Source organism: Pseudomonas sp. 15C (genome assembly GCF_055484735.1).
In genome coordinates, this window is sequence record NZ_JBUDGD010000047.1 from 13,770 (window position 1) to 35,239 (window position 21,470).

At 61.4% G+C, this 21,470-nt stretch carries 15 protein-coding genes and 1 pseudogene; 9 read left to right on the forward strand and 7 right to left on the reverse strand.

The genetic code is table 11. From position 1 onward, the window contains the following. Positions 1–3: 3 nt before the first annotated feature. The 3 genes from ACYYKW_RS20540 to mapR all read left to right on the forward strand — a co-directional run bounded on the left by ACYYKW_RS20540 (position 4) and on the right by mapR (position 3,522). Positions 4–237 (forward strand): DUF3203 family protein, encoded by a 234-nt coding sequence (locus tag ACYYKW_RS20540; protein ID WP_464990992.1) that lies wholly within the window; start codon positions 4–6, stop codon positions 235–237. A 195-nt stretch (positions 238–432) separates the two neighbouring features. Then, positions 433–1,875 (forward strand): cytochrome c oxidase accessory protein CcoG, encoded by a 1,443-nt coding sequence (gene ccoG, locus ACYYKW_RS20545; RefSeq protein WP_464990993.1) that lies wholly within the window; start codon positions 433–435, stop codon positions 1,873–1,875. Between the two features lie 237 nt (positions 1,876–2,112). Then, the gene (mapR, locus tag ACYYKW_RS20550) at positions 2,113–3,522 is read left to right on the forward strand and encodes a GntR family transcriptional regulator MpaR (protein WP_093101296.1); all 1,410 of its coding nucleotides are present in this window, start codon (positions 2,113–2,115) and stop codon (positions 3,520–3,522) included. Between the two features lie 123 nt (positions 3,523–3,645). Here mapR and ACYYKW_RS20555 read toward each other — a convergent pair whose 3' ends face one another. From ACYYKW_RS20555 to tpx, 7 genes are all read right to left on the reverse strand, one after another. Continuing rightward, on the reverse strand, positions 3,646–4,392 hold the full coding sequence (locus tag ACYYKW_RS20555; protein ID WP_090283753.1) for an SDR family oxidoreductase: 747 nt from the start codon (positions 4,390–4,392) through the stop codon (positions 3,646–3,648). Between the two features lie 189 nt (positions 4,393–4,581). Continuing rightward, a complete protein-coding gene (locus ACYYKW_RS20560) occupies positions 4,582–6,663 on the reverse strand; it encodes a putative bifunctional diguanylate cyclase/phosphodiesterase (protein WP_464990994.1) in 2,082 nt (693 codons plus the stop codon). Positions 6,664–6,951: 288 nt separating this feature from the next. Further along, positions 6,952–8,421 (reverse strand): efflux transporter outer membrane subunit, encoded by a 1,470-nt coding sequence (locus ACYYKW_RS20565; protein WP_336355690.1) that lies wholly within the window; start codon positions 8,419–8,421, stop codon positions 6,952–6,954. Beyond that, positions 8,418–11,525, reverse strand: coding sequence for an efflux RND transporter permease subunit (locus ACYYKW_RS20570; protein WP_090283759.1), 3,108 nt, complete (start codon positions 11,523–11,525; stop codon positions 8,418–8,420). Before ACYYKW_RS20570 ends, ACYYKW_RS20565 begins: the two co-directional genes overlap by 4 nt. A gap of 100 nt (positions 11,526–11,625) precedes the next feature. Next, positions 11,626–14,727: an MdtB/MuxB family multidrug efflux RND transporter permease subunit gene (locus ACYYKW_RS20575; protein WP_464990995.1), complete on the reverse strand. Its 3,102-nt coding sequence runs from the start codon at positions 14,725–14,727 to the stop codon at positions 11,626–11,628. Further along, entirely contained in the window at positions 14,724–16,031 is a 1,308-nt protein-coding gene (locus tag ACYYKW_RS20580; protein WP_464990996.1) for an MdtA/MuxA family multidrug efflux RND transporter periplasmic adaptor subunit, read from the reverse strand. Before ACYYKW_RS20580 ends, ACYYKW_RS20575 begins: the two co-directional genes overlap by 4 nt. Positions 16,032–16,205: 174 nt before the next feature. Continuing rightward, positions 16,206–16,706, reverse strand: coding sequence for a thiol peroxidase (gene tpx / locus ACYYKW_RS20585; RefSeq protein WP_464990997.1), 501 nt, complete (start codon positions 16,704–16,706; stop codon positions 16,206–16,208). Between the two features lie 566 nt (positions 16,707–17,272). Here tpx and ACYYKW_RS20590 point away from each other — a divergent pair. The 6 genes and pseudogenes from ACYYKW_RS20590 (at position 17,273) to ACYYKW_RS20615 (ending at position 21,470) form a co-directional block, all read left to right on the forward strand. Then, positions 17,273–17,704 carry a YciI family protein gene (locus ACYYKW_RS20590; protein WP_464990998.1) on the forward strand — a complete coding sequence of 144 codons (432 nt, stop codon included), beginning with the start codon at positions 17,273–17,275 and terminating at the stop codon, positions 17,702–17,704. Positions 17,705–17,849: 145 nt separating this feature from the next. Next, positions 17,850–17,958 (forward strand): annotated as a pseudogene (locus ACYYKW_RS20595) (SphA family protein); the annotation flags it as partial. A gap of 24 nt (positions 17,959–17,982) precedes the next feature. After that, a complete protein-coding gene (locus tag ACYYKW_RS20600; RefSeq protein WP_464990999.1) occupies positions 17,983–18,963 on the forward strand; it encodes an AAA family ATPase in 981 nt (326 codons plus the stop codon). Next, positions 18,960–19,895 (forward strand): DUF58 domain-containing protein, encoded by a 936-nt coding sequence (locus tag ACYYKW_RS20605; RefSeq protein ID WP_464991000.1) that lies wholly within the window; start codon positions 18,960–18,962, stop codon positions 19,893–19,895. Before ACYYKW_RS20600 ends, ACYYKW_RS20605 begins: the two co-directional genes overlap by 4 nt. Beyond that, positions 19,892–20,491: a DUF4381 domain-containing protein gene (locus tag ACYYKW_RS20610; RefSeq protein ID WP_464991001.1), complete on the forward strand. Its 600-nt coding sequence runs from the start codon at positions 19,892–19,894 to the stop codon at positions 20,489–20,491. The genes ACYYKW_RS20605 and ACYYKW_RS20610 overlap by 4 nt, the downstream gene beginning before the upstream one ends. Then, the gene (locus tag ACYYKW_RS20615) at positions 20,478–21,470 is read left to right on the forward strand and encodes a vWA domain-containing protein (protein WP_464991002.1); all 993 of its coding nucleotides are present in this window, start codon (positions 20,478–20,480) and stop codon (positions 21,468–21,470) included. The genes ACYYKW_RS20610 and ACYYKW_RS20615 overlap by 14 nt, the downstream gene beginning before the upstream one ends.

The following is a 21,470-nucleotide window of genomic DNA, read 5'->3' on the forward strand; positions in this document are numbered from 1 at the left end:
CTCATGCCCGTTCGAATCGAGAACCAGACGTGCTTCTTCACCACCGAAAACGGCGAGGAAATTCGCCTTTGCAGCGACCTGACCGTGATCACCGACACCGATAAAGCCATGTCGGCGGTCGATATCGAAGGTCAGCGCATCTACCTGACCGAGGCCGAAGTCAATGCACTGACCGTCGCCGGCGCCAAAGACGGCCGCGAACACGTGAAAGCCGACACGGGTGATTCGGTGGTTTGACTGACCTTGATCAACACCGTGCGCGAACGCCTGCGATAGTCGCTTGCGCCTTTATCCGCGTGCTGCTTCAAGTTGACGCACGCTCTGCGCCCACGCCCGTCTGATCCGCTTTTTATTCAAATACCTGAGTCTGTTCTGCAAACAGATCGACGCTCATAGTGCTCCGGCCTGATGGAGGCTGATGAGCGAACGACCATGAGCGAACGAATCCCCGTCCGAACCGTTGAAGCGTCCCCCACCCAAGCGCCTCATATAAAGAAGGTGCCCGCACGCCCGCTGAAGGCGACATTCAAGTCCAGCGACACCCAGATTCACACCCGCAGCTTCACCGGTCTGTTCCGCAACTTGCGCCTGAGTGGCGCGGGGTTTCTGTTTGCACTGTTCTTCGGCACCGTGTGGCTGAATTGGGGTGGTCGCCAGGCGGTGCTCTGGGATCTGGCTGAAAGCAAATTCCATATCTTTGGCGCAACCTTCTGGCCACAGGATTTCATTCTGCTGTCGGCGCTGCTGATCATCGCCGCGTTCGGCCTGTTCGCCATCACCGTGTTCGCCGGCCGCGTCTGGTGCGGCTATACCTGCCCGCAAAGTTCGTGGACATGGATGTTCATGTGGTGCGAGAAAATCACCGAAGGCGAGCGCAACCAGCGGATCAAACTGCAAGCCGCGCCGTGGAACCTGAACAAACTGGCACGGCGCGCGGCCAAGCACACCTTGTGGCTGGCGATCAGCGTGCTCACCGGCCTGACCTTCGTCGGCTACTTCACCCCGATCCGGCCACTCGCGGAAGAGCTGCTGACCTTGCAGATCGGCGGTGTCAGTTTGTTCTGGGTGCTGTTCTTCACCGCAGCCACCTACATCAATGCCGGTTGGCTGCGCGAGGCGGTGTGCATGCACATGTGCCCCTATGCGCGGTTCCAGAGCGTGATGTTCGATAAGGACACCCTGACCATCGCCTACGACGCCGCCCGCGGCGAAAACCGTGGGCCGCGCAAACGCGAAATCAAACCGGTTGAAGCGGGGCTTGGCGATTGCATCGATTGTCAGCTGTGCGTGCAGGTCTGCCCGACCGGCATCGACATCCGCGACGGCTTGCAAATGGAATGCATCGGCTGCGCCGCGTGCATCGATGCCTGCGATTCGATCATGGACAAGATGAACTACCCGCGCGGGCTGATCCGCTACAGTTCCGAGCGCGAATTGCAGGGCGGCAAAACGCATTTGCTGCGGCCTCGTTTGATCGGCTACACGCTGGTGCTGCTGGTGATGATCGGCGCGCTGGCACTGGCGTTGGTAGAGCGGCCAATGGTCTCGCTGGACGTGACCAAGGACCGCGGGCTGTTTCGCGAAAATGCGTTGGGACAGGTCGAGAACATCTACAGCCTCAAAGTCATCAACAAGACTCAGCAGCGACAGAACTACAACCTGCAACTGGTCGACGCGGATGGCTTCCAATTGCAAGGGCAGACCGAACTGAGCCTGGCGCCCGGCGAGATTGTCGATGTGCCCGTGTCCGTGGCGATGACCAGCGAACGGCCGAGCAGCAGCTCGCAAACGTTGAGTTTCAAGATCGCCGACAGCGACGAGCCACAGGTGTACAGCGTGGCCAAGAGCAGGTTTGTCGCGCCGATGAATCGTTGAGCCGTTAGAATCGCGCCCCTCACCCCAGCCCTCTCCCGAGGGAGAGGGAGCCGACCGATGTGTATGACTTTCTGCATCAATCTGCAAAACCGAGTTGATTATGAATTCAACACAGCCAGCTCAGGTCAGCGTACTTCTCGAATTCAACACGGTCAGTTCCCTCTCCCCCCGGGAGAGGGCCAGGGTGAGGGGCCTTCCCCCTGACACACCACAAAAATCAAGACACCAAGGCTCCCAATGAAACGCTACGAAAAATTCGCTGACGACATCGCTGAACTGATCCGCTCCGGCGTCCTCGGTCCCGGCCAGCGCGTGCCGTCGGTGCGTTACGCCAGCCAGACATACGGCGTCAGCCCGTCCACGGTATTCCAGGCCTACTACCTGCTCGAACGCCGCGGCCTGATCCGTGCGCGTCCGCGTTCCGGCTATTTCGTCAACACTCATGCACCGAGCCCGTTTTCCGAGCCGGTGATCAGCCATCAGGTCAATGAGTCCACCGAAGTCGACGTCAGCGAACTGGTGTTCTCGGTGCTCGATTCGATCAAGGACCCGAACACCGTACCCTTCGGCTCGGCCTTCCCCAGTCCGACCCTGTTCCCGCTGCAACGCCTGTCGCGCTCGCTCGCCAGCGCCGCGCGCGAGATGGACCCGCGCATGGTGGTCACCGACATGTCGCCGGGCAATCCGCAATTGCGTCGTCAGATCGCCCTGCGCTACATGGTCGGCGGGCTGATGCTGCCGATGGAAGAACTGCTGATCACCAACGGCGCGCTCGAAGCGCTGAACCTGTGCCTGCAAGCCGTGACCGAGCCCGGCGATCTGGTGGCCATCGAAGCCCCGGCGTTCTATGCCAGCCTGCAAGTGCTCGAGCGGCTCAAGCTCAAGGCCGTGGAAATTCCTGTGCATCCGCGTGACGGCATCGACCTCGGCGTGCTCGCGCAGACGCTCGAACGCCATCCGATCAAGGCCTGCTGGTGCATGACCAGTTTTCAGAACCCGATGGGCGCGACCATGCCCGAGGCGAAGAAACAGGAACTGGTCGAATTGCTGCGTGAGCACCAGGTCCCGCTGATCGAAGACGATGTCTACGCTGAACTCTATTACGGCCAGCACGCGCCGAAGCCGGCCAAGGCGTTCGACACCGAAGGGCTGGTCATGCACTGCGGCTCGTTCGCCAAAAGCCTCGCCCCCGGCTACCGCATCGGCTGGGTCGCCGCCGGGCGTTATGCGCAGAAAATCGAACGACTGAAACTGATGACCTCGCTGTGCGCGTCGATGCCGGCGCAAGCAGCGATTGCCGATTACCTGCAACACGGCGGCTACGACCGCCACTTGCGCAAATTGCGCTATGCGCTGGAGGAACAGCAAAGCGCCATGCTCGCGGCCATCGCTCGTTACTTCCCGGCGCAGACGCGGGTCAGCCAGCCGGCAGGCGGGTACTTTTTGTGGCTGGAATTGCCACCGCAGATGGATTCGCTGAAGTTGTTTCAGATGGCGCTGGCCCAAGGCATCAGCATAGCGCCGGGGCCAATTTTCTCACCGACCCAACGCTTTCGAAATTGCATTCGCCTGAACTATGGCAGCCCGTGGACCGAGGATTCGGAAAAGGCCATGGAGACGTTGGGGCGGATTGTGCGGTCGTTCTGACAGACAGATATTGCCTGATCGATCGCCATCGCCAGCAGGCTGGCTCCCACAGTTGATTTGTGAATATAGAACCAATGTGGGAGCCAGCCTGCTGGCGATAGCGCCCCACCCGCCACCGCAGAACTAACGCCCGCCCCCCAGATCCACAAACGTCCCCGTCGCATACGACGCCTTGTCCGACAACAACCAGACAATCGCCTCTGCCACTTCATCCGGGCGACCACCACGGGCCATGGGGATGGCCGATTCCAGTTTGCTGACCCGCTCCGGGTCGCCGCTCAACGCGTGGAAATCGGTATAGATGTAACCCGGACGCACCGCATTGACCCGAATGCCTTCGCCCGCCACTTCCTTCGACAGGCCAATGGTGAAGGTATCGAGTGCGCCTTTGGAGGCGGCGTAATCGACGTACTCGTTGGGCGAACCGAGCCGTGCGGCGACGGAGGACACGTTGACGATGCTGCCACCCTGCCCGCCGTGCTTGGGCGACATGCGCAGGATCGCGTGTTTGGCGCAGAGGATCGGCGCCAGCACGTTGGTTTTCATGATTTTCAGAATACGGAATTCGGACATCTCATCGACCCGCGACTTTTGCCCGACGGTGCCGGCGTTGTTCACCAGAGCGGTGACCCGGCCCAGCTCGCTGTCGACGCGATGGAACAGCGCGATCACTTCGTCTTCGATACTGACGTCGGCGCGCACCGCAATGGCCTGGGCGCCCAAGGCACGGACTTGCTCCAGCACGCTGTGCGCGGCCTGTTCATCCGACTGATAGTTGATGCAGATCCGATAGCCCTGCTCGGCCGCCAACAGCGCCGTAGCGGCGCCGATGCCACGCCCGCCGCCGGTGATCACGATGACTTTATCCATGCTGGCCTTTCCCCCAAATGCACACGTGACAGTCGGGGCCAAGAATAACCGTCATTGCCGGGTTTTGCATAAGGTCTGTGGCGCCCGGCCGGCCGCCATCGCCAGCAGGCTAAATCCCACAGGGCTCGGCGTCATGAGCAGATCCAGTGTGGGAGCCAGCCTGCTGGCGATGGCAGGCGACGCGGTCAGTCAGGCCAGCGCCAATGCCTCACCGCGCACAATGTCCTGCATGAAACGCTCGGCCGGCATCGGGTGCCCGAGCAGATAGCCCTGCAAGGAATCACAGCCCAACTGGGTCAGAAACTTCTGCTGCACCCCGGTTTCAACCCCTTCAGCAACAATCCGCAGACCCAGCGCCTGCCCCAGCGCCACGATCGCCGAGACAATCGCCGCGTCGTCGCTGTCGTGTTCCAGATCGCGGACAAAACCCCGATCGATCTTCAGCTCGTTGGCCGGCAGGCGCTTGAGGTACATCAGGCTGGAATATCCGGTGCCGAAGTCATCGATCGACAGGTCGACGCCCATGTCCGACAACTCCTGCAACACCGTCATGCTCGCATCGGCATCGCTCATCGCCGTGGTTTCGGTGATTTCCAGGGTCAGGCTGTTCGCGGGCAAGTGATGCGTGGCCAACGCTTTGGCGACGCTGCGCACCAGCCCGGTGTGGCAGAACTGCAAGGCCGAGAGGTTCACGGCAATCCGCCAGTCGGTGTAACCGAGCACGAACCACTCGCGCATCTGCCGGCAGGCCTCGTTGAGCACCCACTCGCCAATCGGAATGATCAGGCCGCTTTTCTCCGCCAGTTCGATGAACTTGTCCGGCATCAACAGGCCGTGCACCGGGTGCTGCCAGCGCAGCAACGCCTCGGCCCCGACCGCCCGACCATTGCCGGCGTCGAACTTGGGCTGGTAATGCAGGCTGAACTGACTGTGCTCCAGCGCCGCGCGCAGGTCCTGCAGCAACTGCAACTGCTTGCGCGCGTTGTTGTTCATCGAGGCGTCGAAAAAGCTGTAGCCGTTTTTTCCGCCACCCTTGGCGTGGTACATCGCCGCGTCCGCGTTCATCAGCAGTTCCTGGGCGTTCTGGCCGTTGCCCGGGTACAGGGCGATGCCGACGCTGGCGGAAATCTGCAGATCATGACCCGCGACGCGGAACGCCTGGGCGACCAAACCCACCTGGCGCGCAGCCAGGCCGAGCGCATCATTGGGTTCACTCAAACGCACCAGCAGGACGAACTCGTCACCGCCGATCCGCGCCAGCGTGTCCTGGCCGCGCAGATCCTCGCGCAGACGCACACCGACCTCGCGCAGCAACTCGTCGCCCATGTGGTGGCCGAACGCATCGTTGACCGGCTTGAAACCGTCCAGATCGATAAACATCAGCGCGAAACAGCCGCCGTGTTCATGGACTTTTTTCATCGCCTGATTGATGCGGTCGTCGAGCAGCATGCGATTCGGCAGACCGGTCAGGGTGTCGTGCAGCGCTAATTGGGTGAGTTCGCGGTTGGCCACGGTCAGCGAATGCGCGAGGTCGGCAGTACGTGCTTCGAGGCGGGCGTCGAGGATCGAGGTGAGCAAGGCAATCGATAGCACCGCCAGCGTGGTGATCAGGACCAGACCGTCGAGGCCGTTGCCTTTCAAGCCGTTGAGCGTGGCGCCGCAGAAACTGCCCGCCGGAAATTGCGCAGCGGCCATGCCGGTGTAATGCATGCCGACGATGGCGACACCCATGATCACCGCCGCACCGGCGCGAATCAGCCGCACATGAGGCGAATGCTGGCGCAGACGAAAGGCGATCCACAACGCTGCGGCCGAAGCGCCGACGGCGATCAGCAACGAGGCGCCGAACAGTGCCGGATCGTAATCGATGCCCGGCGTCATGCGCATCGCCGCCATGCCGGTGTAATGCATGGTACTGATGCCGGCCCCCATGATCAGCGCGCCGAAGCCCAGTTGCAGGATCGGCAGCTTCGGCTGGCTGACCAGCCACAGGGCAAAGCCGCAGGACAGCACGGCAATCAGCAGCGACAGCGCGGTGAGGACAATGTCGTAGCCCAGATCGATCGGCAGTTTGAAGGCGAGCATGCCGATGAAGTGCATCGACCACACGCCGACACCCATGGCGAACGCCCCGCCGGCCGTCCAGAAATGCACGGCGCGGCCCTTGGCGGTGGCGATGCGGCCGGTGAGGTCGAGTGCGGTGTAGGAAGCGAGAATCGCCACGCACAACGAAATGAAAACCAGAGTGGAAGAGTAACTACCGATGAGCATGGGGATTCTCGTGGCCACCCAACGCACAATCGCGTCCATTCTCGGTCGGGCAAATGCGGCGATTGTACTGATTGCGCAGAAGAACGCACTGACAAAGTTATCAAATGGCCATCAAGCCGATGAAGCGGTGTCTGATCGTCCTACAATCGGCTCTTCGGAGATTTCTGAAGCACGCGGGGTTAAATTGTGGGAGCGAGCCTGCTCGCGATTAGGCCATTCGCCTCGATATAAGCCGTGGCCGTGCGGACGCTTTCGCGAGCAGGCTCGCTCCCACAAGTGTTCGGCCAGTTATTGCGTGTCGCTGACTTCCAGCTGGCCATCCCAGCCACCGCCCAGTGCGGCAATCAATTGCACGCTGGCGATCAAACGGCTTTGCAGAATATTCAGCACACTGCGCTCGTTACTCAGTGCCGTGGCTTGCACCACGACCACGTCGATATAGGCAATCAACCCGGCCTTGTACTGGTTTTCGGTCAGGCGCAAGGAATCGCGCGCCGCGTCGAGCGCTTCCTGGCGCACCGCGGCTTCTTCTTCATACACCTTGAGCTGCACCAGATAGTTTTCCACTTCGCGGAAACCATCGAGAACGGTCTGCCGGTATTGGGCCACGGTCTGGTCGTATACCGCTTCGGTGCGGTCGACTTCCGCCGAGCGCTGGCCGCCGTCGAACAACGGCAACGCCAGTTTCGGTCCCACCGACCAGAAACGGTTCGGCAGGCTGATCAGGTTCTGCGAAGTACTGCTGCTATAGCCGCCACTCAAACTCAGGGTCAGGTCCGGGTAGTACGCGGCTTTCGCCACGCCGATATTGGCGTTGGCGGCAATCACCGAACGCTCCGCCGAAGCAATGTCCGGACGCCGTTCCAGCAATTGCGACGGCAGACTCACCGGCACTTGCGGCAGTTTCGGGATGGTCTGTACTTCGGCAATGCTGAAGTCGGCGGGCGCTTGCCCGGTGAGCACGGCAATGGCGTTCTCGAATTGTGCACGCTGCCAGATCAGGTCGACCAGATCGGCCTGGGTGCTTTTCAGCTGGGTCTGCGCCTGTGCGACCGCATCACGTCCGGAAACCCCGGCGCGGTACTGGTTCTGGGTCATCTGCAACGATCGCTGATAAGCCGCAACGGTCGCTTCGAGCAAACGTTTCTGCTGATCGATGACCCGCAATTGCAGGTAATTCTGCACCAGTTCCGACTGCTGGCTCAGACGCATCGCCGCCAGATCGGCAAAACTGGCCTGGGCGCTGGCCTCGTCGGCTTCGAGGCCGCGGCGCAGTTTGCCCCAGACGTCAGCTTCCCAACTGACGCCCAGCTCAGCATTGTAAGTATCGCGAATGCCACTGGAAGAACTGCTCAGGCTCGAACTGCTGCTGCCGGTGCCCTGGCTGGAGCGAGTCTTGCCCAGGCTCAGATCGACGCTGGGGTAAAACGCCCCGCGCGCGCTGCGCACCAAGGCCTGGGCCTGGCGATACTGGGCTTCTGACTGGGCGACGGTCTGGTTGGAGCTGTTGAGTTTCTCGATCAGCCCGTTGAGCTGCTGATCGCCATACAACTCCCACCAGGCGCCCCGGGCCAGCGCATCGCTCGGGTTAGCCTGGGTCCAGCCTTCGGCTTCCTTGTACTGAGCGATTTCAGCCGTCTGCGGGCGTTGATAATCCGGGCCGACAGCGCAGGCACTGAGCAGCGCCACGCACAGCGACAGGCTCAGCAAGCGCGAACCCCGTGCGGTGGCGAAATTGAAAAGCGAACGGTCAGTCATAGCGGAGTTTCCAGAGCGGCGTCAGTACGCACGCCACGCCATTTGTTGAAACGATGGCGCAGCTTGTCGAGATAGAGGTAAACCACCGGGGTGGTGTAAAGCGTGAGGATCTGGCTGAAGACCAGCCCGCCGATGATGGTCAGGCCCAGCGGCTGGCGCATTTCCGCACCTTCGGCACGGCCGAGCAGCAGCGGCAAGGCGCCGAGAATCGCCGCCAGCGTGGTCATCAGAATCGGCCGCAGCCGTTGCAGGCAGGCACTGCGGATCGACTCCAGCGGCGACAGGCCCTGATGGCGTTCAAGTTGCAAGGCCAGGTCGATCATCAGAATGGCGTTTTTCTTCACCACGCCGATCAGCAGGAACAGGCCAAGCAAGGAGATCAGGCTGAACTCGCTACCCAACACATAGATCGACAGCAACGCGCCGACACCCGCTGACGGCAGTGTGGAAAGAATCGTCAGCGGATGAATGTAACTTTCATACAACACGCCGAGCACCAGATACACCGCCAGCAGTGCGCCGAGAATCATGAACGGCTGGCTTTTTTGCGTCGCGGCAAAGGCGTCGGCGGTACCAGCCATTTTCGCGATCACGTCTTCCGGCAGACCGACTTTGGCGATCGCCCGCTCGATGGCTGCGCTACCCTGCTCCACCGTCACGCCTTCGGCCATATCGAATGCGATGCTCTCGGAGGCGAACTGGCCTTCGTGGCTGACGCGATCGTCTTCGAGGCTGTTTTCGTAATGGGCGAAGGTCGATAGCGGCACGCGAGCGCCATCGGCGGTAATCACCTGGACCTGCTTGAGCGTCACCGGGTCCTGGGCGTATTTGGGATTGACCTCCATCACCACCTGATATTGGTTGAGGCTGTCATAGATCGTTGATATCTGCCGCTGGCTGTAGGCGTTGTTGAGCACGGCGGTGACCATGTCCATGTCGACGCCGAGGCGTTTGGCCTGATCACGGTCGACGATCAGCGTGACTTGCTGCGCGCCCGCGCCTTCTCGGGCATCGATCGCGGTCAGTTCGGGCAACGCGCGCAACGCGGTGACTACTTTCGGGTACCACTTGCGCAGCTCGCCCAGATCACCGCTTTGCAGGATGTAGCTGTATTGCGAAGTGGTCTGCTCGCGGCCGCCGCCGAATTGCAGGTCCTGGTCGGCCATCAGCATCAGTTGTGCGCCAGGGACCTTGGGCATTTCCTTGCGCAGGCGTTCGATGACCTTCTGTGCGTTGAGCTGGCGGTCCTTGATCGGCTTCAGGCGCACCAGCATGAAGGCGTTGTTGGTGCCGTTGCTGCCACCGATGAAGCCGGCGACGCTCTCTACCGCAGCGTCCTTGAGCACGGCGCGGCGGAAGATCTCCATTTTTGGCTGCATCACGCTGAACGACAGGCCGTCGTCGCCGCGCACGAAACCGATCAACTGACCGGTGTCCTGTTGAGGCATGAAGGTCTTCGGCACCACCACGTACAAGGCGACGTTGACCGCGACGGTGATCAACAGGCTGAGCAGGGTTAAACGGCGGTGGCGCAGCACCCAGTCGAGACTGCTGGCGTACTTGTCGACCATCCAGTCGTTGGTCCGCTGGCTCCAGCGTTGCAGACGGTTTTCCTGCCCCGGCGTGTGCGGCTTGAGCCAGCGTGCGCAGAGCATCGGCGTCAAGGTCAGGGAGACCACCAGCGAGACGATGATCGCCGCCGCGAGGGTGATGGAAAACTCGCGGAACAGGCTTTCGACAATCCCGCCCATGAACAGAATCGACAGGAACACGGCCACCAGCGAGACGTTCATCGACAGCAAGGTGAAACCGACTTCCTTGGCCCCGAGGTAAGCGGCCTGCATCGGTTTGACGCCTTCGTCGATGTGCCGGGAAATGTTCTCCAGCACCACGATGGCGTCGTCCACTACCAGACCGGTGGCGAGAATCAGCGCCATCAGCGACAGGTTGTTCAGAGAGAATCCATACAGGTACATCACCGCAAAGGTGCCGACCAGCGACACCGGTACCGCCAGGGACGGAATCAGCGACGCGCGGAAATTCCCGAGAAACAGGAACACCACCACAATCACCAGGGCCACGGCGATCAACAGGGTCATTTCCGCTTCGTGCAGAGTCGCCTTGATCACCGGCGAGCGGTCCATCGCCAGGTTCAGCTTGACGCTGGCCGGCAATACCGCTTGCAAGGCCGGCAGCTGCGCCTTGATCTCGTTGACGGTCTCGATGATGTTGGCGCCGGCCTGCCGGTTGATCACTAACAGCACCGCCGCGTCATCGTTGAAGAAACCGCTGTTGTAACGGTCTTCGACGCCATCACTGACCTTGGCCACGTCCTTGAGGCGCAGCGCAGCGCCGTCGGCGTAGTGGATGATCAGCGACTCGTAGTCCTTGGCCTTCTCCAACTGGTCATTGGCCTGGATCTGCCACAGGCGCTGACCGTCCTCGACCGAACCTTTCGGCCGGCGCACGTTGGCTTCGGCGATGGTCTTGCGCACATCGTCGAGCGCCACGCCGTACTGGTTCAGCGCCTGCGGCTCAAGTTCGATGCGCACCGCCGGCAGCGAACTGCCGCCGATCTGCACTTCGCCGACGCCCTGCACTTGCGACAGGCTCTGCGAGAGGATGGTCGAGGCGAGGTCGTAGAGCTGACCTTTTTCCAGCACGTCCGATGTCAGCGACAGGACCATGATCGGCGCCTGCGACGGGTTGACCTTTTTATAGGTCGGCATGCTGCGCATCCCGCTTGGCAGCAGATTGCGCGACGCGTTGATCGCCGCCTGCACTTCCCGCGCAGCGCCATTGATGTCGCGGTCGAGGTCAAACTGCAGAATGACCCGGGTCGAGCCCTGACTGGAGCGACTGCTCATGGTATTGACGCCAGCAATCGCACCGAACGAACGCTCCAGCGGCGTCGCCACCGTCGACGCCATCACTTCCGGGCTGGCACCGGGCAGGCTCGCCTGCACGACAATCACCGGGAAATCCATCTGCGGCAGCGGCGATACCGGCAGCAGACCGAAACTGACGCCACCGAGCAGCATGATGGCCAACGAAAGCAGCATGGTTGCCACGGGGCGCTTGATGAACGGACCGGAGAGATTCATAAGTGGCAACCACCAGCTGCAAGCTGCAAGCCACAAGCCACAAGCTTGCAGTGAACCCGCTTCTCTCTTGCAGCTTGAAGCTTGGAGCCTGTAGCTGCTTTCATACCGAGACCTCTTCAGCTTCAACCTTGCGCTTGCCAAAGCGTCGGCCGAGGCGGTCGAAGTACAGGTAGATCACCGGTGTGGTGAACAGGGTGAGCACCTGGCTTACCAGCAATCCGCCAACCATCACCAGACCCAGCGGTTGACGCAGCTCGGCGCCGGAACCGGTCGCAAGCATCAACGGAACCGCGCCAAACAATGCCGCCAGCGTGGTCATCAGGATCGGCCGGAAGCGCAGCAGCGCTGCCTGATAGATCGCCTGTTCCGGGGCCATGCCCTGGGTGCGTTCGGCATCGAGGGCGAAGTCGATCATCATGATCGCGTTCTTTTTCACGATACCAATCAGCAGAATGATGCCGATGATCGCGATCATCCCCAGATCGTTGCCGCTGAGCAGCAGCGCGAGCAACGCACCGACTGCCGCCGAAGGCAGCGTCGAAAGGATCGTGATCGGGTGGATATAGCTTTCGTACAGCACGCCGAGCACGATGTACATGGTCACCACCGCGGCCAGAATCAGCAGCAAGGTGCTCGACAGCGACGCCTGGAAGGCTTCGGCCGCACCCTGGAACTGGGTCTGCACGCCAACCGGCATGCCGATCTCCTGCTGCACCTGTTCGATCACGTCGACCGCGTGCCCCAGCGCCACGCCAGGAGCGAGGTTGAAGGACATCATCACCGCCGGGAACTGGCCGATATGGGTAATTGCCAACTGCGCCTGCCGCTCTTCGACATGGGCCAGACTCGACAGCCGCACCTGCGCGTCATCGGTGGTCTTGACGTAGATCTGGTCCAGCGCCTGCGGGCCGATGCGTTCGCCGGCCTGGGCCTGCAACACCACGCGGTACTGGCTGGCCTGGGTGTAAATGGTCGAGATCTGCCGCTGGCCAAAAGCGTCGTACAACGCATCGGTGATGTTCGACACCGAAACGCCAAGGCGTGAAGCGGCATCGCGGTCGATCACCAGGTAGACCTGCAAGCCCTTGTCCTGCAAGTCACTGGCGACGTCGGTCAGTTCCGGACGCTGAGCCAGTGCCTCGACCAGCCTTCCGCTCCATTGGCTGAGCAGTTCGGCGTCCGGCGAGGACATGCTGAACTGGTACTGCGTGCGGCTGACGCGGTCTTCGATGGTCAGGTCCTGCACCGGCTGCATGAACAGGCGGATACCGACGAGCTTGTCCAGCTTGGGTTGCAGACGCGCGATCACTTCACTGGCGCTCAGATCACGTTCGCCGTGGGGCTTGAGGTTGATCAGCAAGCGGCCGCTGTTGAGGGTGGCGTTATCGCCGTCGACACCGATATACGACGACAGGCTTTGCACCGCTGGGTCTTCGAGGATGACCCGGGCCAGTTCCTGCTGGCGCTCGCCCATGGCGGCAAAGGAGATTGACTGCGGCGCTTCGGAAATCCCCTGGATCACGCCGGTGTCCTGGACCGGGAAGAAGCCCTTGGGCACGACCATGTACAGGAACACCGTCAGCGCCAGTGTGCCGATGGCCACCAGCAAGGTCAGCGGCTGATGCTTGAGCACCCACTGCAACATGCGCCCGTAGCCGGCGGTCATCCAGTCGATGAAGGCACCACTGGCCCGATAGAAACGGCCCTGCTCGTGTTCTTGCGGTTCACGTTTGAGCAAGCGTGCACACATCATTGGCGTCAGGGTCAGCGACACCACCAGTGAAATCAGGATCGCCACCGCCAGGGTAATGGCGAATTCGCGGAACAGCCGCCCGACCACGTCCGCCATAAACAGCAGCGGGATCAATACGGCGATCAGCGACAGGGTCAGGGAAATCAGGGTGAAGCCGATCTGTCTGGCGCCCTTGAGCGCGGCCTGCATCGGGCTGTCGCCCTCCTCGATGAAGCGCGAAATGTTTTCGAGCATGACGATCGCGTCGTCGACCACGAAACCGGTGGCAATGGTCAGCGCCATCAGGGTCAGGTTGTTGACCGAGAACCCGGCCAGATACATCACGCCGAACGTGCCGATCAACGACAGTGGCACGGCCACCGACGGGATGATCGTCGCGCTGAAACGACGCAGGAACAAGAACGTCACCATCACCACCAAAGCGATGGCGATCAGCAGTTCATGCTGCACGTCGGTGACCGAAGCGCGGATGGTCTGGGTACGATCAGTGAGTACCGTCACGTCGAGGCCGGCCGGCAGATTGTCGGTGATGCTTGGCAGCAACGCCTTGATGCGATCGACCACCTCGATCACGTTGGCACCGGGCTGACGCTGAATGTTCAGCAACACCGCCTGATTCTGGTTGGCCCACGCCGCCAGACGCTCGTTCTCGGCGCCATCGACGATCTCGGCGACGTCCTTGAGCCGCAGCGGCGCGCCGTTCTTGTAGGCGAGAATCAGGTTGGCGTAGTCCTCGGGCGAGGTCAGCTGGTCGTTGGCATCGAGCATGGAGACCCGCGTCGGGCCGTCGAAGTTGCCTTTCGGCTGGTTGACGTTGGAGGCGCTGATCAAGGTGCGCACGTCCGACAGGTTCAGGCTGTTCGCCGCCAACGCTTCCGGGTTGACCTTGATCCGCACCGCCTGACGCTGGCCGCCGGCAATGCTGACCATGCCGACTCCGCTGATCTGGGCAATCTTCTGCGCCATGCGCGTATCGACCAGATCGTTGAGCTTGGGCAGCAGCATGGTTTTCGAGGTGATCGCCAGTGTCAGCACCGGCGTATCAGCGGGGTTGACCTTGTTGTATACCGGCGGTGCCGGCAAGTCGGTCGGCAGCAGATTGGTCGCCGCGTTGATCGCCGCCTGCACCTGCTGTTCGGCGACATCCATATTGATGTCGAGGCTGAAACGCAGGGTCAGCACCGAAGCGCCGCCGGAGCTGGTCGAGGCCATCTGCGTCAGACCGGGCATCTGCCCGAACTGGCGCTCGAGCGGCGCCGTCACTGCGCTGGTCATTACATCCGGGCTGGCGCCGGGATACAGGGTCATGACGCGGATGGTCGGGTAATCAACCTGCGGCAGCGCCGACACCGGCAACAGGCGATAAGCGATCAGACCGGCCAGGACAATGGCCAGCATGCTCAGGGTGGTGGCTACCGGTCGGAGGATGAACAGCCGCGAAATGTTCATGCGCCCTTCTTGGCCTTGTCAGTCACGGCGGCGTCCGGCGCGTTGGCGGCGGATTTGCCTTGCAGGTGTTCGGTCGGCGTGGTCGGCACCTGATTGCTGTCGTTGACCACTTCGACCTCACTGCCTTCCTTGAGGCGGTCGGTGCCTTCAAGCACCACCCGGTCGCCGGCCGCCAGGCCTTCGGTGACAACGGTGTTCTCGCCATCACTGGCGCCGATCTTCAACTGGCGGATGGTGACTTTCTTGTCGCCGTCCAGCGCATAAACAAAGGTGCCATTGGTGCCGAACTGAATCGCAGCCGACGGTGCCAGCACCACGCCCTTCAGCGTGTCCGCGAGCAAATGGATATTGACGAACTGATTGGGGAACAGCGCCTGATCGCGGTTATCGTAACGGGCCTTGAATTTCAGGGTGCCGGTGGCGACGTCGATCTGGTTGTCGAGGCTTTGCAGTACGCCGGTGGCCTGCAGTTTGCTGTCGCCGCGATCCCACGCCTCAGCCGACAGTTTCGCGCCGCTGCGATAGCGCGCGAGTACGGTGTCGAGGCTGTTTTCCGGCAAGGTGAAAGCCACGCTGATTGGCTGCGTCTGGGTAATGACTGCCAGCGCCGTGGTGTCGTTGGCGGTGACGAGGTTACCGACGTCGACCTGACGCAAGCCGACGCGCCCGGCAATCGGTGCGCGGATCCTGGTGAATTCGAGGTTGAGCTTGGCGTCGTTGACCGCGGCCTGATTGGTCTTGACCGTGCCCAGATACTGGCCGACCAGTGCTTCGGCGGTATCGAGTGTCTGTTTGGCGATGCTGTCTTCTTTATACAGGCCGCGATAACGCTCGACGTCGACCTGCGCGTTTTTCAACTGCGCCTGGTTCTGCAGCAAGGTGCCCTCGGCCTGGAGCAAGGCGTTCTGGTACGGACGCGGATCGATCTCGGCCAGGACATCGCCAGCCTTGACCATTTGCCCTTCTTCGAAATTGATCTTCATCAGCTCGCCGCCAACCCGGCTGCGCACGTTGATGGTATTGAGCGCCGTCACGGTGCCCAGCGCCTTGTAATACAGCGGGAAGTCCCCGGTGACCGCCGGCGCCACGCGCACCGGAATCGGCCCGGTGCCGCCGCCGAAGCCCGGCCGCATCATCCCCGAACGCCCGGCGTGCCCGGCCGCAGCCTTGTCCCCGCCCTCCTTGTGGGCGGAACCGGCGGGCCAGAATTTCCAGCACAGGACGGCGATCACCAACAGGACAAGCAGGCTGATCAGCCAGCGACGGGATTTGCGGGAGGACGATTGCATGGAGTGATTAACCATTGGGCGCGTGGGCTTCTATTACGGGAGGCTGAACGATAAGCACTGACTGGATTTAAGCAAAGCAGCTTTACCGGCAATTTACCTTGCACTTACGTTTCAAGGTGTGAGGCAAAACCCTGATACACAAATGAAAACGGCCTGGACAGGGCCAGGCCGTTAACAATTGTAAAAGCCTTACTTGAGAACGGACAGTGCCGCTTCGTAGTTTGGCTCTTCAGCGATTTCCTTGACCAGTTCGCTGTGCAGAACGTTGTCGTTCTCGTCCAGCACGACAACGGCACGGGCGGTCAGGCCTTTCAGCGGGCCGTCAGCGATGGCCACGCCGTAGTTTTCGATGAACTCGGCACCGCGCACGGTCGACAGGTTCTTCACGTTTTCGAGACCTTCGGCACCGCAGAAACGCGCCTGGGCGAATGGCAGGTCAGCGGAAATGCAAAGGACCACGGTGTTGGCGAGTTCGTTGGCCTGAGCGTTGAACTTGCGCACGGAGGTTGCGCAGGTCGGGGTGTCGACGCTTGGGAAGATATTGAGGATTTTGCGCTTGCCGGAAAAGTCTTTCAGGGTGACGTCAGACAGATCGCCGGCAACCAGAGAAAAGGCTGGCGCCTTGGAACCGGCTTGTGGCAACTGGCCGTTGACTTGAACCGGATTGCCTTTAAGGGTGACTTGAGCCATGACTGGAGTCCTTCTGATGTTTTTGATTGGAAAGCATGCAAGAGGCGGAAGTTAACCATGAAATGACCCAGCGAGCTAAACCCTTCGTTGAATTGTTGGGGGTGAGCGCGAGAAATTGTATACAAAGCGGCGACCTTATTAATGGGTATTGGGCAATACCTCAAGTCTTGTTGCGCCCCGGCCCCTCACCCCAGCCCTCTCCCCAGGGAGAGGGAGCCGAACTATGTTGAATGCTGAATCTGCGTTTGGCTGGGCTGAAATGTTGAACCGGCTACTTCGATCTGGCCCGCTTCGGCCAATGGATTCGGTGAAAGATCAACAGGTCGCCAGAACGTTTCAGCATCCCCCAATCAGTCCCCTCTCCCTTTGGGAGCGGGCTAGGGTGAGGGGCTTTCGAGCGAACATCCGACCTTCATTCCAGCGATGTAGCTTGAGTCTGCAAACAAAACGCTCAGGTAGACCGACAGGATCATCATCGCCAGTATCTTTTCACAACCCATTGTCGATTCACGTCCCGCCCATTCGACTAAACAGCGAATCCCCCGACAATCCACGGAGTCACCACCATGCGTTTCATGATTCTTGTCAAAGCCAGCGCCGATTCGGAGGCCGGTGTCATGCCCAGCGAAGAACTGCTGACCGCCATGGGCAATTTCAACGAAGCACTGGCCCAGGCCGGCGTTCTGGTCAGTGCCGATGGCCTGCATCCGAGCAGTAAAGGCGCACGGGTCAGGTTCTCCGGTGACCAGCGCAGCGTGATCGACGGCCCGTTCATCGAAACCAAGGAGCTGATCGCCGGCTACTGGGTCTGGGAAGTCAAATCGAAGGAAGAAGCCATCGAGTGGGTCAAGCGCTGCCCCAATCCGATGCCTGGGACCGAGGCCGAAATCGAGATCCGCCAGATATTTACCGCGGAAGACTTCGGCGCCGAGTTCACTCCCGAGGCGCGAGCGCAGGAAGAAAGGATCCGTGAACAAATGATGAAACCAAAGAATTAATCCATTCAACTGGCTAACCCCCGATTAGCTGCTAGCGTCAGACAGACGTGTCCTACAGGCTTGATTAAACAAGGGATTACGCCGTAACGGCCAACAAGTGCCGAGTTATCCGTAAGCCGTAGGGAAAATCGGGGTGTGTCCGGCCGCCAATCTCCAGGCCAGCATCAGCTCAAGCTGGAATCTAAAGCTCGCCCCCCAAAAACCGCCCCGAAGGCAATGGCTTCAGCGTCAACCTGACCCTGGCATTTTTCTAGACTCGGCCACAAAGGACTGTCCCCATGACCGCGCTCAGCGACCTCAACGCCCTGCAAGCCAGCATCGCCGAAGCGGTGCTCGGTCAGGATCAAGTCATCCGGCAGATCCTGCTCGGCCTCTTGGCCAACGGCCATTTGCTGCTGGAAAGCCTGCCGGGGCTGGCCAAGACCCGTACGGTCAAAGCCCTGGCCAAACACCTCGACGCGAAAATGAGCCGCATCCAGTTCACCCCGGACCTGCTGCCCTCGGACATCACCGGCGCCGAGGTGCTGCATCAGGTCGAAGGCAAAAACGAAATCCGTTTTCAGCCCGGCCCGCTGTTCGGCAACCTGATTCTCGCCGACGAGATCAACCGTGCCCCGGCCAAGGTCCAGGCGGCCCTGCTCGAAGCCATGGAGGAACGCCAGATCACCGTGGCCGGCAACAGCCATGCGCTGCCGGAGTTGTTCATCGTCGTGGCGACGCAAAACCCGATCGAGCAGGAAGGCACCTACACGCTGCCGGAAGCGCAGATGGACCGTTTCCTGATGAAGGTGCTGCTCGATTATCCCAGCGCCGAAAACGAAAGTCAGGTGCTGCGCCTGTTGCGTAACGAAGAGTTTGCCCAAGGCGCAAGTACCGCGCCGGCGAAGGGCTTCAACCTCGCTCAGGAGGTGATTTTCGCGGCGCGCAAGGAAGTCAGCGCCGTGCACGTCTCGCCGGCCATCGACAGCTATCTGATCGACCTGATCAATGCCACACGCTACCCCGCCGATTACGACGAAGATCTGGCACGCTGGATCGCCATCGGCGCCAGCCCGCGCGGTGGTATCGGTCTGGACCGTTGTGCGCGCGCCGATGCATGGTTGCAGGGGCAGGATTTCGTTTCCCCGGACAACGTCCGCGCGGTGGTGCATCCGGTGCTGCGGCATCGCCTGCAACTGAGTTACGACGCAGTCGCCGACGGCGTCAGTGCCGATCAGGTGCTCGATCGCATCCTTGATAAAGTCGCGATTCCGGCATGAACACCGACGGGCTGGTTTACGTGTCTCTGGCGCAATTGATGGCGCTGGAGTTCAAGGCCCGTGATCTGAGCTTTCTTGCCCGCCAGCCACGCGCCAGCATTCTTGCCGGCAACCATGCCTCGCGGCTGCGCGGGCGCGGTTTGAACTTCGATGAGCTGCGCCGCTATCAGCCCGGCGATGACTTGCGTCACCTCGACTGGCGCGCGTCCTTGCGCACCGGCAAACCGGTGGTGCGTACCTTCACCGAGGAACGCGACCGCCCGGCGCTGATCGTCGTCGACCAGCGCATGTCGATGTTTTTCGGGTCGCAGCGCAGCTTCAAATCCGCCCTCGCCGCCGAACTGGCGGCACTGGCAGCGTGGATGGTGTTCAATGCCGGCGATCGGGTCGGCGGGTTGGTGTTCAACGATCAGCGCATCGACTGTGTCGCGCCGTTGCGCAGCCGCAAACGCGTGGAGGCGTTGCTCAGCCGTGTCGCCGAGCACAATCAGGCGCTGAACGCGAGCAACCCCGACGCTGAAGACGAAGCACAGCTGGACACCGCCCTGCAACGCTGCCTGGCACTGGCCGGGCATGATCATCTGATCTGCATTGTCAGCGACTTTGCCGGAGCCGGCCCGCGCACCTTGCAGTTGCTGCGGCAACTGGCGGCGCACAACGATGTGATCGCCTTGCAGGTCTACGATCCGTTGGCGCTGAAGTTGCCAAACAATGGCCGCCTGTTGGTCACTCAGGGTGAGTTGCAGGTCGAGTTGGCGGTCGACAAGCGCAACGTACGCCAGCCGCTGGGGGATTTTCTCAGCGGTCGCCTGCAAGACGTCGCCAGCCTGCTGCGCCGCAGTCAGGTGCCGCTGATGATGTTCAGCAGCGCTGAAACCGCTCACGAGCAGCTACGTGCCGAACTGGGCAAAAGCGCCGGAGCACGGCGGTGAACCCGAACATCCCCAGTATTGACCAGCTCAAGGAGCTGAGCCTGCCGGCACCGGTCAGCTACGCGCCACAAACGTGGGGTTGGTGGGTACTGCTGGCGATTTTGATGCTGGCTGCATTGCTGATCGGGCTGAGGCGTTATGGGCAATGGCGCAGAGACGCTTACCGACGCGAAGGCCTGGCGCGACTGGCGCAGTTGCGCGGGCGCAGTGATGATTTGAATGCCTTGCGCGAACTGCCGGAACTGCTCAAGCGCGTGGCGCTGTCCATGCCCACATCATCACAAAGATGGAACCCGATCCCTGTGGGAGCTGGCTTGCCAGCGATGAGGCCATCAAATTCAGCATCGGCGTTGACTGACAGCACGCCATCGCTGGCAAGCCAGCTCCCACAGGGTATTGCGGCGCTAACGAAGGATGATTGGCAAGCCTTCCTGCAACGCCACAGCAAAAAACCGCTCCCCGCCGATTTCAGCACTCAACTCGCGCAACTCGCCTACGCCCCCGACGACACCCTGCGCGCCCTGCCCGCGCCGCAACGTCAGGCGCTGTTCGACATCTGCCAATACTGGGTGGAGCATCACCATGTGGCAGCTTGATTACCCGTGGCTGTTGCTGCTGATGCCGCTGCCCTGGCTGGCTTACCGCTACCTCCCCGCCTACAACGAAGCGCGCAGTGCCGTGCGCGTGCCGTTCTTTGCTGCGATGAGCCGCGCGGTCGGCGAAGCGCCGGGCGTTGTCGGCAGCCGCCGCAATCACTGGCAACTGCTGCTCAACCTGCTGGTCTGGGCGCTGATCCTGCTCGCCGCTGCGCGCCCGGTTTTTGTCGAAAAGCCCCTTGAACGGCAACAACCGGTACGCGATCTGATGCTCGCCATCGACCTCTCGCAGTCGATGGAAACCGAAGATTTCACCAATGCGAACGGCGCGAAAATCAATCGCCTCGCAGCGGTCAAAGACGTCGTGCAAGGCTTCATCGACAAGCGCAAGGATGATCGCCTCGGCCTGATCGTGTTCGGCAGCGGCGCCTATCCGCAGGCCCCGCTGACCCTCGATCACGCCAGCCTGTCACTGCTGCTCGCCGACACTGGCATCGGCATGGCCGGCCCCAACACGGCGATTGGCGACGCCATCGGTTTGAGTCTCAAGCTGCTGGATCAGGCCCACGAGCAGGAGAAAGTGCTGATCCTGCTCACCGACGGCAATGACACCAGCAGCGCGATCACCCCGGACCACGCGGCACAAATGGCAGCGAGCAAAGGCGTGATCATTCACACCATCGGCATCGGCGACCCGAGCGCCTCGGGCGAGGCCAAGGTCAATCTGCCGGCGCTGGAACAACTCGCCCAAAGCACCGGTGGTCAGTTCTTCCGCGCCGAAGACCGCAACGCGCTGAATCAGGTTTACGACACCCTTGATCGCCTCACGCCGCATCAGGTCAAAACCCTCAGCCATCAGCCGCAGCGCGAACTGTTTTATTGGCCGTTGGCTGCCGCGCTGCTGATTCTGGCGCTGTATCACCTCGGCGCCCTGTTGCGGGTTCGCCTGGTTTTCGCTCGCCAGCGCGAGGAGGCTTGA

Bases quoted from the DNA above. Each gene is read 5' to 3' on its own strand.
- ACYYKW_RS20615 (WP_464991002.1), top strand. From the start codon at position 20,478: ATGTGGCAGCTTGATTACCCGTGGCTGTTGCTGCTGATGCCGCTGCCC.
- ccoG (WP_464990993.1), top strand. From the start codon at position 433: ATGAGCGAACGAATCCCCGTCCGAACCGTTGAAGCGTCCCCCACCCAA.
- ACYYKW_RS20605 (WP_464991000.1), top strand. From the start codon at position 18,960: ATGAACACCGACGGGCTGGTTTACGTGTCTCTGGCGCAATTGATGGCG.
- ACYYKW_RS20570 (WP_090283759.1), bottom strand. From the start codon at position 11,525: ATGAATCTCTCCGGTCCGTTCATCAAGCGCCCCGTGGCAACCATGCTG.
- ACYYKW_RS20555 (WP_090283753.1), bottom strand. From the start codon at position 4,392: ATGGATAAAGTCATCGTGATCACCGGCGGCGGGCGTGGCATCGGCGCC.
- ACYYKW_RS20560 (WP_464990994.1), bottom strand. From the start codon at position 6,663: ATGCTCATCGGTAGTTACTCTTCCACTCTGGTTTTCATTTCGTTGTGC.
- ACYYKW_RS20600 (WP_464990999.1), top strand. From the start codon at position 17,983: ATGACCGCGCTCAGCGACCTCAACGCCCTGCAAGCCAGCATCGCCGAA.
- ACYYKW_RS20590 (WP_464990998.1), top strand. From the start codon at position 17,273: ATGCGTTTCATGATTCTTGTCAAAGCCAGCGCCGATTCGGAGGCCGGT.
- tpx (WP_464990997.1), bottom strand. From the start codon at position 16,706: ATGGCTCAAGTCACCCTTAAAGGCAATCCGGTTCAAGTCAACGGCCAG.
- ACYYKW_RS20540 (WP_464990992.1), top strand. From the start codon at position 4: ATGCCCGTTCGAATCGAGAACCAGACGTGCTTCTTCACCACCGAAAAC.
- mapR (WP_093101296.1), top strand. From the start codon at position 2,113: ATGAAACGCTACGAAAAATTCGCTGACGACATCGCTGAACTGATCCGC.
- ACYYKW_RS20565 (WP_336355690.1), bottom strand. From the start codon at position 8,421: ATGACTGACCGTTCGCTTTTCAATTTCGCCACCGCACGGGGTTCGCGC.
- ACYYKW_RS20575 (WP_464990995.1), bottom strand. From the start codon at position 14,727: ATGAACATTTCGCGGCTGTTCATCCTCCGACCGGTAGCCACCACCCTG.
- ACYYKW_RS20580 (WP_464990996.1), bottom strand. From the start codon at position 16,031: ATGGTTAATCACTCCATGCAATCGTCCTCCCGCAAATCCCGTCGCTGG.